At 71.2% G+C, this 16994-nt stretch carries 13 protein-coding genes; all 13 read left to right on the top strand.

Annotation, left to right across the window (positions count from 1 at the left end):
* Nucleotides 1-30: 30 nt before the first annotated feature.
* The 13 genes from OG852_RS31910 to OG852_RS31850 all read left to right on the top strand — a co-directional run bounded on the left by OG852_RS31910 (nt 31) and on the right by OG852_RS31850 (nt 16917).
* On the top strand, nt 31-1143 hold the full coding sequence (locus OG852_RS31910) for a mechanosensitive ion channel family protein (RefSeq protein ID WP_133911577.1): 1113 nt from the start codon (nt 31-33) through the stop codon (nt 1141-1143).
* A gap of 237 nt (nt 1144-1380) precedes the next feature.
* Nucleotides 1381-2214, top strand: coding sequence for a hypothetical protein (locus OG852_RS31905; protein WP_330349772.1), 834 nt, complete (start codon nt 1381-1383; stop codon nt 2212-2214).
* Nucleotides 2215-2431: 217 nt separating this feature from the next.
* Nucleotides 2432-3646 carry an ROK family transcriptional regulator gene (locus OG852_RS31900; protein ID WP_330349771.1) on the top strand — a complete coding sequence of 405 codons (1215 nt, stop codon included), beginning with the start codon at nt 2432-2434 and terminating at the stop codon, nt 3644-3646.
* A 73-nt stretch (nt 3647-3719) separates the two neighbouring features.
* Entirely contained in the window at nt 3720-5072 is a 1353-nt protein-coding gene (locus tag OG852_RS31895; protein ID WP_133911574.1) for an ABC transporter substrate-binding protein, read from the top strand.
* A gap of 2 nt (nt 5073-5074) precedes the next feature.
* Entirely contained in the window at nt 5075-6016 is a 942-nt protein-coding gene (locus tag OG852_RS31890) for a carbohydrate ABC transporter permease (RefSeq protein ID WP_133911573.1), read from the top strand.
* A gap of 4 nt (nt 6017-6020) precedes the next feature.
* Complete coding sequence (locus OG852_RS31885) at nt 6021-6914, top strand: carbohydrate ABC transporter permease (RefSeq protein ID WP_133911572.1); 894 nt, start codon at nt 6021-6023, stop codon at nt 6912-6914.
* Between the two features lie 6 nt (nt 6915-6920).
* The gene (locus OG852_RS31880) at nt 6921-8186 is read left to right on the top strand and encodes a family 4 glycosyl hydrolase (protein WP_330349770.1); all 1266 of its coding nucleotides are present in this window, start codon (nt 6921-6923) and stop codon (nt 8184-8186) included.
* Nucleotides 8177-9163, top strand: coding sequence for an N-acetylglucosamine kinase (locus OG852_RS31875; RefSeq protein ID WP_330349769.1), 987 nt, complete (start codon nt 8177-8179; stop codon nt 9161-9163). The genes OG852_RS31880 and OG852_RS31875 overlap by 10 nt, the downstream gene beginning before the upstream one ends.
* 202 nt (nt 9164-9365) lie before the next feature.
* Nucleotides 9366-10724, top strand: a complete 1359-nt coding sequence (locus OG852_RS31870; RefSeq protein ID WP_330349768.1) for a hypothetical protein — start codon at nt 9366-9368, stop codon at nt 10722-10724.
* Between the two features lie 14 nt (nt 10725-10738).
* Nucleotides 10739-11770, top strand: a complete 1032-nt coding sequence (locus OG852_RS31865; protein WP_133911569.1) for a glutamate ABC transporter substrate-binding protein — start codon at nt 10739-10741, stop codon at nt 11768-11770.
* A gap of 57 nt (nt 11771-11827) precedes the next feature.
* Nucleotides 11828-13153, top strand: a complete 1326-nt coding sequence (locus OG852_RS31860) for a hypothetical protein (protein WP_133911568.1) — start codon at nt 11828-11830, stop codon at nt 13151-13153.
* 2 nt (nt 13154-13155) lie between these two features.
* Entirely contained in the window at nt 13156-15648 is a 2493-nt protein-coding gene (locus OG852_RS31855) for a serine/threonine-protein kinase (RefSeq protein WP_330349767.1), read from the top strand.
* Nucleotides 15649-16917, top strand: coding sequence for a PP2C family serine/threonine-protein phosphatase (locus OG852_RS31850; protein WP_208117108.1), 1269 nt, complete (start codon nt 15649-15651; stop codon nt 16915-16917).
* Nucleotides 16918-16994 lie beyond the last annotated feature (77 nt).

The raw sequence follows: 16994 nt of genomic DNA, 5'->3' as shown, positions 1-16994 counted from the left end.
GGCGGACCGCTGCACCTGGAGGTACCTGCCGTGTCCTTGCCCGCCGTCCTACTGGCCGCCGGCTCGTCGCCCTCGCCGACCCCCTCGGAGTCGCCGACCGTGACCGTCCCGTCGCTCCAGGACGCCCAGGAGAGCGCGACGAACGCGGCGAGCTGGGTCGAGCAGAACTGGTCGACATGGCTCGCGATCGGTCTGCGCGTCCTGCTGATCCTGGTGATCGCGGCGGTGCTCAGAAAGTTCGTGCTGCGGGCGATCACCAAGCTCATCGACCGGATGAACCGCACGGTCGAGTCGGCCGCCGAGGGCTCCACGCTGGGCGGGCTGCTGGTCAACGCGGAGCGGCGGCGCCAGCGGTCACAGGCGATCGGCTCGGTGCTGCGCTCGGTGGCGAGCTTCCTGATCCTCGGCACGGCGGCGCTGATGGCGCTGTCCGCCTTCGAGATCAATCTCGCCCCGCTGCTGGCCTCGGCCGGTGTGGCGGGTGTGGCGATCGGTTTCGGCGCGCGCAACCTGGTCACCGACTTCCTGTCCGGCGTCTTCATGATCCTGGAGGACCAGTACGGCGTCGGCGACCAGATCGACGCGGGGGTCGCCAGCGGCGAGGTCATCGAGGTCGGGCTGCGGGTGACGAAGCTGCGCGGCGACAACGGTGAGATCTGGTACGTCCGCAACGGCGAGGTCAAGCGGATCGGCAACCTCTCCCAGGGCTGGGCGACGGCCGGGGTCGACGTCACCGTGAAGGCGTCCGAGGACCTCGACCGGGTGAAGGCCACGCTGGACGGCGTCGCCGAGAGGATGAGCAAGGAAGAGCCCTGGAACGAGCTGCTGTGGAGCCCGATCGAGGTGCTGGGCCTGGACAGCGTGCTGCTGGACTCGATGGTGGTGCGGGTCTCGGCCAAGACCATGCCGGGCAAGGCCCTGAAGGTGGAGCGGGAGCTGCGCTGGCGCATCAAGCGGGCGTTCGACGCGGCGGACATCCGGATCGTCGGCGGCGCGACGGCTCCCGCCGAGGAGGACCCCGTCGACCCGACGGCGGTCGTCGCGGCCCCGTCGGTCTTCTCCAACACGGACTCGCCCCAGGTGGCGGCCGCGTCACCGATCACCCCGCAGCGGGCGGCGACACCTTCGGCTTCGCCGAAGTAGGGGTACGACAGCGAGGCCCACTACGCCACCGACACCAAGGTCGGCGTCGGTGATCCGCTCCCCCTGCCGGCGCCCTGTCCGGCCCCGGACAGGGCCCCGTTCCTCGATTCCGACATCCAAGGATCTTCACACCCGCCCCACCTGTCCCCCACGTCACACCACCCCCTATCGTCACCCCCATATCGGGCCCTTGTTCTGGAGCGCAACGCCCAGGGGTCCGTTCGAATGTGGGGATACATGAGGAAGCTCGCCATCGGCACCGCCCTGACCGGTGCCCTGGCTCTGGGGGTTCTGGCCGCACCCGCGGCACAGGCGGACTCTCCCGCGCTGACGTTCGCCGGCGTGCAGGTCAACCACGGCAAGAAGATCGTCGTCGGCACCACCGCCAAGGTGAAGGTGCCGGTCACGTACACACTGACCCGTCCGGCCGACCTGACCATCGACTACAAGAACAACTTCGCGGGCGTCATGCTGTACCGCGGCACCCTGGCCGAGCAGGACAACTCGATCGAGCCGGACTCCGCGCCGTCCTGCACGACGACCGCCACCACCGACACCACCGTGACCGCGTCCTGCACCGAGACCCTGGTCATCGACCCGTGGGACAACCTCTACGAGGCCGCCGACGCCCGCACCTGGAAGACCGCGGGCTTCTACGGCCACGGCGCCACCGACCTGGACGACTCCGACGGCCACATCAGCTTCGAGTTCGGCTACGACATGTGGGCGAACACGGCGACCGCGACGATCCAGCGCGCCGCCAAGCTGACCGTCAACGCCACGCCCGAGCCCGTCAAGAAGGGCGGGACGCTCACCGTCAAGGGCAAGCTGACGCGCGCCAACTGGGAGGACAGCGTCTACAGCGGCTACAAGGGCCAGAAGGTGACCCTCCAGTTCAAGGCCAAGGGCGCGAGCTCCTACACCACCGTCAAGACGATCACCTCCGGCACCGGTGGCGCCCTGTCCACCACCGTGAAGGCGAGCAAGGACGGTTACTACCGCTTCGCCTTCGCGGGCACGGCCACCACCGCGGCCAAGACGGCCGCAGCCGACTACGTCGACGTGAAGTAGCCACGGCACCGGCACCACCCGCACCACCGCACCGCCCCCGAGGTAACGACTGCGTTGCCTCGGGGGCGGTTTCCGTTTTCTTGCCTTGACGCCCCCTTCGTGCCGGGCTTACCTTCCCTTCCAACGATAGGAAACTTTCCTAACAGTGACCGGAAGTGGACTTGGCTCCCGCGTCACTGAAAAGCTGGGCAGTCCAGAAAGGCAGGTGTCGATCCCCATGGCAGGAACCGCCGGTACGCCGGGTACCCCGCGCGTCCTGCGCGCCATGAACGACCGCGCCGCCCTCGATCTCCTCCTGGCGCACGGACCCCTGTCCCGCACCCGCATCGGCAAGCTCACCGGCCTGTCCAAGCCGACCGCCTCCCAACTGCTCGCCCGTCTGGAGGCGGCGGGCCTGGTCCTCGCCACCGGTACCACCGAGGGACGACCCGGCCCGAGCGCCCAGCTCTACGAGGTCAACCCGGCCGCCGCCTACGCCGCGGGCCTGGACGTCACCCCCGAGCGCGTCCTCGCCGCCGTCGCCGACATCACCGGCCGGACGGTGGGCACCTACGAGGTGCCGACCCCCACCAGAAGGACCGCCGGGACCGTCGTACGGCAGGTCACCGAGGCCCTCGACGGCGCCGTGAAGTCCGCGGCGCTGACCCGGGACGACGTACGGCGGCTCGTCGTCGCCACCCCCGGCGCCTTCGACCCCACCACCGGCCGACTGCGCTACGCGTCCCACCTGCCCGGCTGGCACTCACCCACGCTGCTCGACGAACTCGCCGCAGCGCTGCCGATGCCGGTCGAGTACGAGAACGACGTCAACCTCGTCGCCGTCGCCGAACAACGCCTCGGCGCGGCACGGGGCCACGACGACTTCGTCCTCGTCTGGAACGAGGGCGGACTCGGCGCCGCCCTGGTCCTCGGCGGCCGACTGCACCGCGGCTGGACCGGCGGCGCCGGGGAGGTAGGTTTCCTGCCGGTCCCCGGAGCACCCCTGGTCCGGCATGTCACCAAGGCCAACAGTGGCGGCTACCAGGAGCTGGCCGGCTCCCAGGCCATCCCCCGGCTCGCCCGGGAGCTCGGTATGAGCGGCGTCCCGGACGGGCCGTACGCCGAGGCCGCCGCCACCCTCCTGGAGCGGGCCGCCGCCGAGGACACCGTCCTCAACGGGCTGCTGCTCCAGACGTACGCGACCCGGCTCGCGACCGGTCTCGCCTCGCTGGTCTCCGTCCTCGACCCCGAACTCGTCGTCCTCAGCGGCGCCTCCCTGACCGCCGGCGGCGAGGTGCTGCGCGCCCTCGTCCAGGCCGAACTGGAGGAACTGGCCGCGTCCCGGCCCAAGCTGGTCCTGGGCGACGTCACCGAACGGCCCGTGCTGCGCGGCGCGCTGGAGAGCGCGCTGGCGGCCACCCGCGACGAGGTCTTCGACACCTCGCGCCCGTAACCCCCCGCACGTACGTCTTCTTCGCAGATCCCTTCTCCTCACCGCACCCTGCCCTGCCCCGGGAGGCCCCGTCATGTCTGCACGCATCCCCGATGTCGCCCGAAAGGCGGCTTTCGCCCTGACCGCTTCGACGGCCCTGCTCCTCAGCACCACCGCCTGTACCGGCCAGGCGTCGTCCTCCGGCGCGAGCGACGACGCGTCCAAGGAGCAGACGATCACCTTCTGGCACGCCTGGAGCGCGCCGAACGAGGTCAAGGCCGTGAAGGCGCTGGTCGCCGGCTTCGAGAAGGCCCACCCCAACATCCATGTGAACGTCGTCGGCAACATGACCGACGACAAGATCAACCAGGCTCTGCGCGCGGGCGGCAGCAAGGCGCCGGACGTGATCTCGTCGTTCACCACGAACAACGTCGGCAAGTTCTGCTCCTCCGGCGCCCTGGTCGATCTGAACCCCTTCTTCAAGAAGTCGGGCATCGACCCGAACACCACCTTCCCGAAGGCGATGAACGAGTACACGCAGTACCAGCTCGACCGTTGCGCGGTGCCGCTGCTGGGTGACGCCTACGGCCTCTACTACAACAAGACGGCGTTCAAGAAGGCCGGCATCACCAGCCCGCCGAAGACCTGGACCGAGTTCGAGGCCGACGCCAAGAAGCTGACGATCACCCAGGGCGGCACCTACAAGCAGCTCGGTTTCATGCCGGACTACCACGGCTGGGAGACCACGACCGAGCACTACCTGGGCCAGTTCTCGCCGACCTACTTCGACAAGTCCGGCAAGTCGACGATCGCGACCGACCCGGCCGTCACCGACGCCCTCACCCTCCAGAAGAAGCTCGTCGACGGCCTCGGCGGCTTCACGAAGCTGGAGAAGTTCCGCTCCGGCCTCGGTGACGAGTGGGGCCCCAAGCACCCCTTCCAGACCGGCCAGGTGGCCATGCAGCTGGACGGCGAGTGGCGCCTCGGCATGGCGCTGGACGCCAAGCCCGACTTCGAGATCGGCGTGGCGCCGCTGCCCGTCCCCGACGACCAGGCCGACCAGTACGGCAAGGGCTACATCACCGGCACCATCGCCGGCATCGCCGCCACCAGCAAGAAGCAGAACGCGGCCTGGGAGTTCGTCAAGTACATCACCACGGACACCGACGCGGTGGTGGACTTCTCCAACGCCATCCACAACGTGCCCTCGACGCTGGACGCGCTGAAGTCGCCGAAGCTGAAGTACGACCCGCGCTTCAAGACGTTCCTGGACATCGCCGCGAACCCGAACTCGACGTCCTCCCCGGCCTCCGTCAACGGCGGCGTCTACCTCACCACCATCCAGCAGCTCGGCTACGACTACGAGAGCGGCAAGCTCACCGACCTGCAGGCGGGGCTGAAGAAGGCCGCCGCGCAGATCGACACGGACATCGCGCAGGCGAAGTAGCGATGAGCGCCCTCACGTTGCGGACGAAGCGTCGCAGGTCGGCGCTTCGTACCCTCGCCTTCCTCTCCCCCTGGCTGATCGGCTTCGCGGTCTTCTTCGCGTACCCGATGATCTCGACCGTCTACTTCTCGTTCATGCACTACGACGGCTTCAAGCCGCCGACCTGGAGCGGCACGAAGAACTGGACCTACGTCTTCGAGTCCTACCCGTTCTTCTGGCCCGCCCTGCGCAACACCCTCTGGCTGGTCGTGATCATGGTGACCCTGCGGGTCCTGTTCGGACTCGGGATCGGCATGCTGATCACGAAGATCAAGACGGGTACGGGCGTCTTCCGCACCCTCTTCTACCTGCCCTACCTGGCCCCGCCGGTGGCGGCCACGATGGCCTTCGCCTTCCTCCTCAACCCCGGTACGGGACCGGTCAACTCCATCCTGGAGAAGATCGGCATCCCGGCCCCGGGCTGGTTCAACGACCCGAACTGGTCCAAGCCGGCCCTCACCCTGATGTTCCTGTGGGGCGTCGGCGACCTGATGGTCATCTTCATGGCCGCGCTGCTCGACGTACCGAAGGAGCAGTACGAGGCGGCCGAACTGGACGGCGCGTCCGCCTGGCAGCGGTTCCGGTTCGTCACCCTGCCCAACATCTCGCCGATCATCATGTTCGCCGTCGTGACCGGTGTGATCGCGGCGATGCAGTGCTACACCCAGCCCCTGGTCGCCGGAAAGGTCGCCTCGGGGGTGATCCAGGGCGCCGGGACCATGTTCGAGCCCGGCTACCCCGAGCACTCCACGCTCACCCTCCCCCAGCTCGTCTACAACCTCGGCTTCCAGCGCTTCGACTACGGCTCCGCCTGTGTCGTCGCCCTCGTCCTGTTCGCCCTGTCGATGGCGTTCACCGCGCTTCTGATGCGGCGCCGGGGCGGCCTCATCCAGGCAGGTGACTGAACCGATGACCCAAGTACTGGACCGTCCGGTGGAGGTGCGGAGCCCCGCCTCGCCCGCCGAGCGCACCGCCCGCCGCAAGGCGCTCCTGGAATGGATCGCGATCCACTCCCTCGGCGTGGCCGCGGCCCTCTTCTTCACCCTCCCCTTCGTGTTCGTGTTCCTGACCTCCCTGATGAGCGACTCCCAGGCGCTCAGCCGGGACCTGATCCCGCACACCTGGGAATGGGCCAACTACCGGAAGGTCTTCGACACCCCCGGCTTCCTCACCTGGTGGAAGAACACCCTGATCTACGCGGGACTGGGAACGGTCCTGACGGTCCTCTCCTCGGTCCCCGTCGCCTACGCCCTGGCCAAGTTCCGCTTCCGGGGCCGCAATCTGACGCTCATGCTGGTGATCTCGATGATGATGCTGCCGCCGCAGGTCGTCGTCATCCCGATGTACCTGTTCTGGGCGAAGCAGCTCGACCTCTCGGGCACCCTGTGGCCGATCATCGTCCCGCTGGCGTTCGGCGACGCGTTCTCGATCTTCCTGCTGCGCCAGTTCCTGATGACCATCCCGAACGAGTACGTCGACGCGGCGAAGGTGGACGGCTGCGGCGATCTGCGCACCCTGCTGAAGATCATCCTGCCGATGGCGAAGCCCGGTATCGCCGCCGTCGCCCTCTTCCAGTTCTTCAACGCCTGGAACGACTACTTCGGCCCGCAGATCTACGCCTCGGAGAACCCGGGCGCGTGGACCCTGTCGTACGGCCTGGAGTCCTTCAAGGGCGCGCACCACACCGACTGGAACCTCACCATGGCGGCCACCGTGCTGGTCATGGCCCCCGTCATCCTCGTGTTCTTCTTCGCCCAGAAGGCGTTCGTCGAAGGTGTCACCCTCACCGGAGTAAAGGGTTAACACAGCATGAAACTCACCGTGGTAGGCGGCGGTTCGACCTACACCCCCGAGCTGATCGACGGCTTCGCACGGCTGCGCGACACGCTCCCGCTCCAGGAGCTGGTCCTGGTCGACCCGGCCGCCGAACGCCTGGAACTGGTGGGCGGACTGGCGCGGCGGATCTTCGCCCGGCAGGGCCACCCCGGCCGGATCGTCACCACCTCCGACCTGGACGCGGCCGTCGACGGCGCCGACGCCGTGCTGCTCCAGCTCCGCGTCGGCGGCCAGGCGGCCCGCGAACAGGACGAGACCTGGCCCCTGGAGTGCGGCTGCGTCGGCCAGGAGACCACCGGCGCCGGCGGCCTGGCCAAGGCGCTGCGCACGGTCCCGGTGGTCCTCGACATCGCCGAACGGGTCCGCCGTACGAACCCCGGCGCCTGGATCATCGACTTCACCAACCCGGTCGGCATCGTCACCCGCGCCCTGCTGAAGGAGGGCCACAAGGCGGTCGGGCTGTGCAACGTGGCGATCGGCCTGCAGCGCAAGTTCGCCGCGCTGCTCGACACGGCACCCGCCGACCTCCACCTGGACCACGTCGGCCTCAACCACCTCACCTGGGAGACCGGCGTACGCCTGGGCGGCCCCGAGGGCGAGGACGTCCTGCCGGGCCTGCTCGCGCACCACGGCGACACGATCGCCGGCGACCTCCGCCTGCCGCTCCCCCTGCTGCGCCTCCTGGGCGTGGTCCCCTCGTACTACCTGCGCTACTACTACGCCCACGACGAGGTCGTACGAGAGCTGCGCACGAAGCCGTCCAGGGCGGCCGAGGTGGCGGCGATGGAACGGCAGCTGCTGGAGATGTACGGCGACCCGGCGCTCGACGAGAAGCCGGAGCTGCTCGCCCGGCGCGGCGGCGCCTACTACTCGGAGGCGGCGGTGGACCTGGCGGCCGCGCTCCTCACCGGCTCGGGCAGCCCGTACCAGGTGGTCAACACCCTCAACGAGGGCACCCTGCCCTTCCTCCCCGACGACGCGGTGATCGAGGTGCAGGCGGCGGTGGGCCGGAAGGGCCCCTCCCCGCTGCCCGTGCCCCCCGTGGACCCCCTGTACGCGGGCCTGATGGCCAACGTGACGGCGTACGAGGACCTGGCCCTGGACGCGGCCCTGCGCGGCGGCCGGGACCGTGTCTTCAAGGCCCTCCTCGCGCACCCCCTGATCGCCCAGCACGCGTACGCCGACGAACTGACCGACCGACTCATCGCACACAACCGGGAGCACCTCGCGTGGGCCTGACCGCAAGCGTCCTCGCCATCGACGCGGGCAACAGCAAGACCGACGTGGCGGTGGTGGCGGCCGACGGGGACGTGCTCGCCACCGCCCGCGGCACCGGTTTCCGCCCGCCCGCCGTCGGTGTCACCGCGGCCGTGGACGCCCTCGCCGACACGGTCACGCGCGCGTACGCCTCGGCCGGCGTCACCTCGGTGGCCCATGTCTCCGCCTGCCTGGCCAACGCGGACCTGCCGGTGGAGGAGGAGGAGTTGGCGGCGGCCCTCCACGCGCGCGCGTGGGGCACGACCGTGGACGTCCGCAACGACACCTTCGCCATCCTGCGGGCCGGGGTGCCCGACCCCCGGGGCGTGGCCGTGGTCTGCGGCGCCGGCATCAACTGCGTCGGGATGCGCCCCGACGGCCGCACCGCCCGCTTCCCCGCCCTGGGCCGCCTCTCCGGCGACTGGGGCGGCGGCTGGGGCCTGGCCGAGGAGGCGCTCTGGCACGCGGCCCGCGCGGAGGACGGCCGGGGCGCCTCCACCGCCCTGGCCGACACCCTCCCCGCCCACTTCGGCCTCTCCGGCATGTACTCCCTCATCGAGGCCCTCCACCTGGAACACATCCCGGACCTGCGCCGCCACGAACTGACCCCGGTCCTCTTCGAGACGGCCGCACAGGGAGACACCGTGGCCCGCGCGATCGTCGACCGTCTGGCGGAGGAGGTCGTCACGATGGCCGCGGTGGCCCTGACCCGCCTGGACCTCCTGGAGGAGGAGACCCCGGTCCTCCTGGGCGGCGGCGTCCTGACGGCGGGCCACGCCCGACTGGACGACGGGATCCGCGAGCGTCTGGAGGCACGAGCACCGAAGGCGGTGGCCCGGGTGGTCCGCGCACGCCCGGTGCTGGGAGCGGCGTTGCTTGGCCTGGACAGGCTGGGTCTGGGGCCGGAGGCGCAGCTTCAGGCGCGCTCACATTTCGACACGGACGCGCAACTGACCTAGCGGGGAACTGCGCGACCAGCCACGACGCAACCCGCACCCCGAACACAACCCACGCCCCCACGAAGGAACCGAACACACACTCCCCGCGTATTCATGAACAGGGGTGACTGCGATCTGATCAAGATCCAGTGAAGGCCGGTGCGCATTGTCACTCCCGCCAGCGATACTTGCGGCGAGGCATGACCATGGGGGGGTCAACAACGTGGCAGAACCGGCAACACTCACTCCACCACAACGCCGTACGGCCTTCGCGGAGGGCGTCGACAAGGCCCGCGCCGCGGCGACGACGGAGCCGGGACGGCTCCGGATCATCGGCGCCGTCCTCGCCCTCCTCATGGTCGCCTTCGGCGCGGTCACCGCCTGGCAGACCTCGGACCGCGCCGGCGCGGCCGACGACGTCCTGCACAAGAGCCAGCCGCTGAGCGCGGCCGCGGCCAAGATCTACCGTTCCCTGGCCGACGCCAACACGGCCGCCTCCAGCGGCTTCCTGGCGGGCGGTCAGGAGACCGCCACCTCCCGCCGGGCGTACGAGGAGGACATCGACGAGGCGGCCGCCGAGCTGGTGAAGGCCGCCAACAGCTCCGACCCGGGCTCCGCCTCCGCCAAGGCCATCACCAGGCTGAACACCCTGCTCCCGGAGTACAAGGGCCTGGTCGAGCGCGCCCGGACGTACAACCGCCAGGGCTTCCCGGTCGGCGGCGCCTATCTGCGCTACGCCAACCAGAAGATGCAGGACGAGATGCTCCCGGAGGCGCAGAAGCTCTACACCAAGCAGAACCAGCGCCTCGAGGACGACTACGCCGACGCCACCCCCTACCCGTGGGCGGCGATCGCGCTGGGCGTCCTCGCGCTCGCCGGTCTGGCCTGGGCGCAGCACCGCAACTACCGCCGTACGAACCGGGTCCTGAACCACGGCATGGTCGCGGCCACGGCGACCGCCACGGTCGTCCTGCTGTGGCTCGTCGTCGGGCACACCGTGGCCCGCGCGGGGCTCGACGACTCCTACGACCACGGCGTCCGCTCCCTGACCGTGCTCCACGACGCGCGGATCGCGTCCCTGAAGGCGCGCGGCAACGAGAACCTCACCCTGGTGGCGCGCGGCGCCGAGACCGAGAAGATCACGGTCGACGGCAAGCAACAGACGGTCGACAAGTACGACAACGAGTTCACCACCGAGATGACCGCCCTCGGCAAGGGCCTCGCGCAGGCGGCGAAGCTCGCCGACGACCAGGCGGGCGAGAAGCCGGTCGCCGCGGCGCAGGGCAACATGCTGGTGTGGGAGAAGCGCCATTTGGCGGCCCGCGACCAGGACGACAACGGCAACTACGAGCAGGCGCTGGCCCTGGTGATCGGCGACAAGGGCGCGACCGCCGAGTGCTTCGACAGCGTCGACAAGAACCTGGACACCGCGCTCAGGCACGAGCAGCAGGAGTTCCAGCAGGCGGCCGGGGACGGTCTGGACGCGATGACCGGTCTGACGGCCGGTGCCGCCGTCCTCGCGGTGCTGGGCGCGGCGGGCGCGGTCCTCGGGATCGGGCGCAGGCTGTCGGAGTACCGGTGAGAGGGGGCGTGACGATGCGCGCACGACGTGTGCGGGACGGTCTGAAGGGCTGGGGCGGTGTGGGGGCGATGGCGGCCGTCTGCGCCCTCGCCCTGATGTGTGTGCTGCTGCTGCCGCTGACCACCGGCGCCCGGGGCGACGGCTCGACGGGCCTGGGCGGCCCCCGGATCGCCGAGGGGACCGCCGCGGCGGACTCCGACTGCAAGGACCCGGAGAAGCAGACCCTGCCGCCGTCCGGCGCGGACGGCGACACGATCGCCAAGATCAAGGCCCGCAAGGGCGAGAAGCGCAAACTGATCGTCGGCGTCGACCAGAACAGCTACCGCTGGGGCTACCGCGACCCGAACAACAAGGGCGCGGAGCTGGAGGGTTTCGACATCGACCTGGTGCACCGGATCGCGCAGGACATCCTGGGGGACCCGAACGCGGTCCAGTTCAAGGCCATCCCGACCAACCAGCGCATCCCCGCCCTCCAGGAGCACCGGGTCGACATGGTCGTGCGCACCATGACGATCAACTGCGAACGCATCAAGCAGGTCGCGTTCTCCGCGCCCTACTTCAAGACCGGCCAGCAGGTGCTCGCCCCCAGGTCCTCCTCGATCAAGGGGTACGACGGCACGCTGGCCGGCAAGAAGATCTGCACGGCGTCCAGTTCGATCGCCAACCTCCGGCTCACCGCCGACAAGGCGGCGGGCCGCATACCCAAGAGCGTCAACCTGGAGACGGTCGTCCCCAACCAGTTGGACTGCCTGGTGCGGCTCCAGCTCGGCGAGGTCGACGCGGTCGTCACCGACGGCGCGCTCGCGGCGAGCCAGGCCGCCCAGGATCCGACGGTGGAACTCAAGGGCGGGCCGTTCACGACCGAGTACTACGGCGTGGCGATGAACAGCGACGCGGACGACCTGGTCCGGCGCGTCAACCAGATCCTCGTCGAGTACCGCGCGAACGGCTGGCAGACGTCGTACAACACATGGCTGTCGGCGACACTGGGCACCGACGCGGGACCGTCGAAGCCGCCCGCTCCCGTGTACCTGCGCAAGAGCTGACGGACCGACAGGCAGGCGCACGGACCGACGAACGACACAGCAGCGGAGAGGTGATCGATGGGCGTCACGGGAGCCCCCGGGCCGGTGATGGACCGGGACGAGGTCGACCGTGCGCTGGCGCGGCTCGGCGCGGAGCACGAGGCGATCGAGACCTCGCTCCTCGCCCTGCAGGACCACGCGGGCCGACGGCTCCTGGAGGGCGCCCGGCTGACCGGGGTCACCGAGGAGCGCTGGGCCTCCGCGGAGGCGTCGATCACCCTGCTGTGGTCGTACTTCGACGCGTACACGGACGCGTTGCGCTCCGCGCGGGAGATCCGCTCGCGCCGCCGCTGGTCCAGCCGTGAGGACCTGGTCGAGCTGACTCAGCTGCTGCGCGGCGAGTCCGTCACGGTCGCCGGCGCGGCCACCGCCACGGCGGTCGCGCCCACACTGGTCGGCACGGGCAAGCTCAGCCAGAGCTTCTCCCTCGTCGCCCTCGTGGACCGGATGAACGAGCTGTACGCCTCGTCGCTGGACATGGTCGTCGCCGCCGACGCGGTGTGGTCGGCGCTGCCCGCGCGGATCGATTTACTGGCCGCGGAGCTCCACCGCACCCGGCAGCTCGCGCACTCGGTGGGAGTGCGCCCGGGCGAGCACCCGGCGGGCGACGACCTGGAGCGCATCACGGGCACGCTGACCCGGCTGCGCGAGGAGGTGATCTCGGACCCGCTGGCGTACTGGGTGCCCACGCAGGGCAGTTCGGCGCCCGGCGGCGGCCGCCCGGACACCACGGTGTACGACCGTGAGGCGCGCGCCCTGGAGGACGTACGGCGGGAGATCGACGCGGTGCTGACGGTCCGTCAGGACGCCGAGCAGCGGCTGGTCAGGCTGCGGGACGTGCTCAGCCGGGCCGACCGCACGCTCGCCGAGGCGCGTACCGCGCGCGGGGAGGTCCTCGCGAAGATCGCGGCGACGGAGGTCCCGGTGGTCAGCGGCCCGCCGACCGTGCTGCAGGAACAGCTCGCGACGGCCGCCGAGTACCGGCGGCACGCGCAGTGGCACCGGCTGTCCCCGCTGCTGGAGTCGCTGGAGCAGAAGGCGGAGGACGAGCTGCTGCGCGCCCGTGAGTCGCTCACGGCGGTCACCGCGCCGCTGGCGGTGCGGGCGGAGCTGCGCGGCCGGCTCGACGCGTACAAGGCGAAGGTGGCCCGGCACGGGCTGGCCGAGGACCCGTTCCTCATCGAGCGCTACGACGCGGCGCGCCGCATGCTGTGGAGCGCGCCCTGCGATCTGCGCGTCGCCGAACAGGCCGTCCTGCGCTATCAGCGGGCGGCCGCCGAACTGCTGTCCGCCCCGCGCGTACCGGAGCAGGGCGGGCCTCAGGACCACAGGGGGGAGCGGTAGCCATGAGTCAGGCGGGGCAGACGTGTCAGCGGCCGGGCTGCGAGGGGTCGTACGAGGACGTGGGCGGCGGCGAGCTGTACTGCGACACGTGCGGGCTCGCGCCGGTCGTCTCGGCGGGCGGCCCGGACGGCTCGCCCGCCGCCCGGGGCAGCCGCGGCAGCTCCAGCACCCCGGCCAGTTCCCGCAGCGCGCGTACGTCGTCGCAGTCGGCGAAGTCGCGCCGCTCGGTGTCGGGACGGCTCTCGCGGTCCCTGTCGGGCACGTCGACGGGCCGCTCGGTGTCGGTGCGCAGCTCCGGCTCCTCGGCCGGTTCCTCCGGGCGGGCGCGGCTCGGGGTGGGCCTGGTGTCGGTGCCGCAGGTGCCGCGCCCGGACCCGCGCGCGATGGTGCTGGACAACCCGGAGGTGCCCGAGCGCAAGCGGTTCTGCTCGCGCTCCGACTGCGGTGCGCCGGTGGGCCGTTCGCGCGGTGATCTGGCGGGGCGCACGGAGGGCTTCTGCACCAAGTGCGGCAACCCGTACTCGTTCGTCCCCAAGCTGCGGGCCGGGGACGTGGTGCACGGCCAGTACGAGGTCGCGGGCTGTCTGGCGCACGGCGGCCTGGGCTGGATCTATCTCGCGGTGGACCGGGCGGTCGCGGACCGCTGGGTGGTGCTGAAGGGCCTGCTGGACACGGGCGACCAGGACGCGATGGCGGCCGCGATCTCCGAGCGGCGCTTCCTCGCCGAGATCGAGCACGCCAACATCGTGCGGATCTACAACTTCGTCGAGCACCTCGACCAGCGGACGGGCTCGCTCGACGGCTACATCGTGATGGAGTACGTCGGCGGCAAGTCCCTCAAGGAGATCGCCAACACCCGCCGCACCGCTGAGGGCAAGCGGGACCCGCTGCCGGTGGAGCAGGCGTGCGCGTACGGCATCGAGGCGCTGGAGGCGCTCGGGCATCTGCACAGCCGCAACCTGCTGTACTGCGACTTCAAGGTCGACAACGCGATCCAGACCGAGGACCAGCTCAAGCTGATCGACATGGGCGCGGTGCGCAGGATGGACGACGAGGAGTCGGCCATCTACGGTACGATCGGCTACCAGGCGCCGGAGGTGGCGGACGTCGGCCCGTCGGTGGCGAGCGACCTCTACACCGTCGGCCGGACGCTGGCCGTGCTGACCTTCGACTTCCAGGGCTACACGACGGCCTTCGTCGACTCGCTGCCCGACCCGGACACCATCGAGGTCTTCCGCCGGTACGAGTCGTTCTACCGGCTGCTGGTGCGGGCCACCGACCCCGACCCGGCCCGCCGGTTCGCCTCCGCGCAGGAGATGGCCGAGCAGCTCACGGGGGTGCTGCGGGAGGTCGTGTCGGTGCAGACCGGCAAGGCCCGGCCGGCCCTGTCGACGCTGTTCGGGCCCGAGGTGAAGGTCACCGACAGCGAGCTGTTCCCGAAGCTGGAGGGGGAGGTGTCCCGGCTGGGGGCACGGGTCGTCACCGCCGCGCGCAACGGCGGGAGTTCCCTTCCGGCGGTCCCCGCGGCCACCGCGCCCGCCGCCCTCGCCCCGGGTCTGGTGCGGACCGTCCCCGCGCCCGCCGCCGGGCTGGCGCTGCCCGTCCCGCACGTGGACCCCTCCGACCCCAACGCCGGTTTCCTCGCGGGCCTGTTGACGTCCGGGCCGGGCGAGCTGATCACGGCCCTCGCGGCCGCGCCCGCGCCGTCCGTGGAGACCCGGCTGCGGCAGGTCCGCGCCTGGCTGGAGAACGGCGACCACCAGGCGGCCCTCCAGTCCCTCGCCACCCTGGAGGGTGAACGGCCCGACGACTGGCGGGTGGTCTGGTACCGGGGCGTGGCCTCGCTCGCCACCGGCGACCACGAGGGCGCCGCGCTCGCCTTCGACGCGATCTACGACGCCTTCCCCGGGGAGCCCGCCCCCAAGCTGGCGCTCGGTCTGTGCGCCGAGGTGCTGGGCCAGTTGGACAACGCAGCCGAGTACTACCGGCTCGTGTGGTCCACCGACCCGAGCTATGTGAGCGCCGCGTTCGGCCTCGCGCGCGTGCAACTAGCGGCAGGGGACCGCCGTGGCGCCGTACGGACGCTGGAGTCGGTGCCCGAGTCGTCCATCCACTACACGGCCGCGCGGGTGGCGGCGGTGCGGGCCCGGCTGCGGCAGCGGACGGCGGTCGCCGCCGACGTACCCTTCCAGGAGGACCTCACCGCGGCGGCGGCACAGGTCGAGGCGCTGGACGCGTACGGCCTGGACCCCACGCGGCGGGAGCAGTTGTCGGCGGAAGTCCTCGGCTGCGCGCTGGACTGGATACTCTCCGGGGGCCAGGGCGCCGGCCCGGACGCCCGGCGGCCGCTGCTCGGCGCCCCACTGGACGAGCGGGGGCTGCGCTTCGGCCTGGAGCGCTCGTACCGCACGCTGGCCCGGCTGGCGACACGCGGTGAGGAGAGGATCGACCTGGTGGAACGTGCCAACCGTTACCGCCCCCGGACGTGGGTGTAGTTGATGTCCCAGATGCCCCGGCAGGCCGCCCTGCCGACGTGTCCGAGCTGCGCGGAGCCGCTCGACGCGGGTGACCGTTACTGCGGCGCGTGCGGATACGACCTGTCGGTCGTGCCGCCCCGCCCGGACGACCACCCGACCCTCGCGATGAACGGCACGGCCGCCCCGGCGGCCGCGGCCGCTCCGGAGGCGCTCGCCGGCTGGGCCACCGCCCCGACACCCGTACCGCAACCGGGAGTCGAGGCGGCCGCGGCACCTGGGACACCGGCCACCGGGGTCCGTTTCGACCGTCCCGCCGAGCCCGAGGAGTATCCGCTGCAGGCACCGGATCCCCGGGTCGCCGCCGAGGCCGGGGTCAAGGTGTGTGTGGCCTGCCGGGCCGGGCGGGTCGACGGCGACGGGTACTGCGAGAACTGCGGGCACGCCCAGCCGCGCGAGCGCGACCACATGGAGCTGGAGTCGGGCCCGGTGGCCGCCGTCAGCGACCGCGGGCTGCGCCACCACCGCAACGAGGACGCCTTCGGCCTCGGTCGCTGCGCGCTGCCCGACGCCTCCCCGGCGCTCGTCGCGATCGTCTGCGACGGCGTCTCCTCGGCGACCCGTCCCGACGACGCGTCGATGGCCGCGGCCCGCGTGGCGAGCGAGTCACTGCTGGCGGCCCTCCCCCGGGGGACCCATCCGCAAGCGGCGATGCACGAGGCGATCGTCGCCGCCTCGCACGCCGTCAACGCGCTCGCCGACGAGCCCGCCACCGCCCGCGAGCACGCCCCGCACCAGAACTCCCCCGCCTGCACCCTCGTCGGCGCCGTCGTCACCGCGGGCCTGCTGGTCGTCGGCTGGGTCGGCGACAGTCGCGCCTACTGGGTCCCGGCCGACCGTGCCACGCCCCCGGCCCGGCTCACCGAGGACGACTCCTGGGCCGCCCAGATGGTCGCCGCGGGACTGATGAGCGAGGCGGAGGCCTACGCCGACGAGCGCGCCCACGCGATCACCGGCTGGCTCGGCGCCGACGCCTACGAACTGGAGCCGCACACCGCTTCCTTCAAGCCGGACCGTCCGGGTGTGGTGGTGGTGTGCACCGACGGCCTGTGGAACTACGCGGAGGCGGCCGAGGAGATGGCCGAGGTCGTCCCCCTCGACGCCGCCGTACGACCGCTGCACTGCGCCCAGGTTCTCGTCGGTCACGCCCTGGACGGCGGGGGCCACGACAACGTAACAGTGGCCGTCGTACCGTTCCCCGCACCGCCTCAGGGGGCAGGAAACGCCTGAGGGCGCAAACGGGGATATCCACGGCTGACACGCCCACGGACCGGAGGGGACCGGTCCGCACCTTGCGAGGGGGATTC

The organism is Streptomyces sp. NBC_00582 (genome assembly GCF_036345155.1).
GTDB lineage: Bacteria > Actinomycetota > Actinomycetes > Streptomycetales > Streptomycetaceae > Streptomyces.
The sequence above is the reverse complement of the archived record's forward strand: the minus strand, read 5'-3'. Positions and strand labels throughout refer to the sequence as shown.

What these genes read in the sequence shown, in the direction of transcription:
- OG852_RS31900 (WP_330349771.1), top strand. Translation starts at nt 2,432, where the DNA reads ATGGCAGGAACCGCCGGTACGCCGGGTACCCCGCGCGTCCTGCGCGCC.
- OG852_RS31905 (WP_330349772.1), top strand. Translation starts at nt 1,381, where the DNA reads ATGAGGAAGCTCGCCATCGGCACCGCCCTGACCGGTGCCCTGGCTCTG.
- OG852_RS31865 (WP_133911569.1), top strand. Translation starts at nt 10,739, where the DNA reads ATGCGCGCACGACGTGTGCGGGACGGTCTGAAGGGCTGGGGCGGTGTG.
- OG852_RS31885 (WP_133911572.1), top strand. Translation starts at nt 6,021, where the DNA reads ATGACCCAAGTACTGGACCGTCCGGTGGAGGTGCGGAGCCCCGCCTCG.
- OG852_RS31855 (WP_330349767.1), top strand. Translation starts at nt 13,156, where the DNA reads ATGAGTCAGGCGGGGCAGACGTGTCAGCGGCCGGGCTGCGAGGGGTCG.
- OG852_RS31880 (WP_330349770.1), top strand. Translation starts at nt 6,921, where the DNA reads ATGAAACTCACCGTGGTAGGCGGCGGTTCGACCTACACCCCCGAGCTG.
- OG852_RS31860 (WP_133911568.1), top strand. Translation starts at nt 11,828, where the DNA reads ATGGGCGTCACGGGAGCCCCCGGGCCGGTGATGGACCGGGACGAGGTC.
- OG852_RS31895 (WP_133911574.1), top strand. Translation starts at nt 3,720, where the DNA reads ATGTCTGCACGCATCCCCGATGTCGCCCGAAAGGCGGCTTTCGCCCTG.
- OG852_RS31890 (WP_133911573.1), top strand. Translation starts at nt 5,075, where the DNA reads ATGAGCGCCCTCACGTTGCGGACGAAGCGTCGCAGGTCGGCGCTTCGT.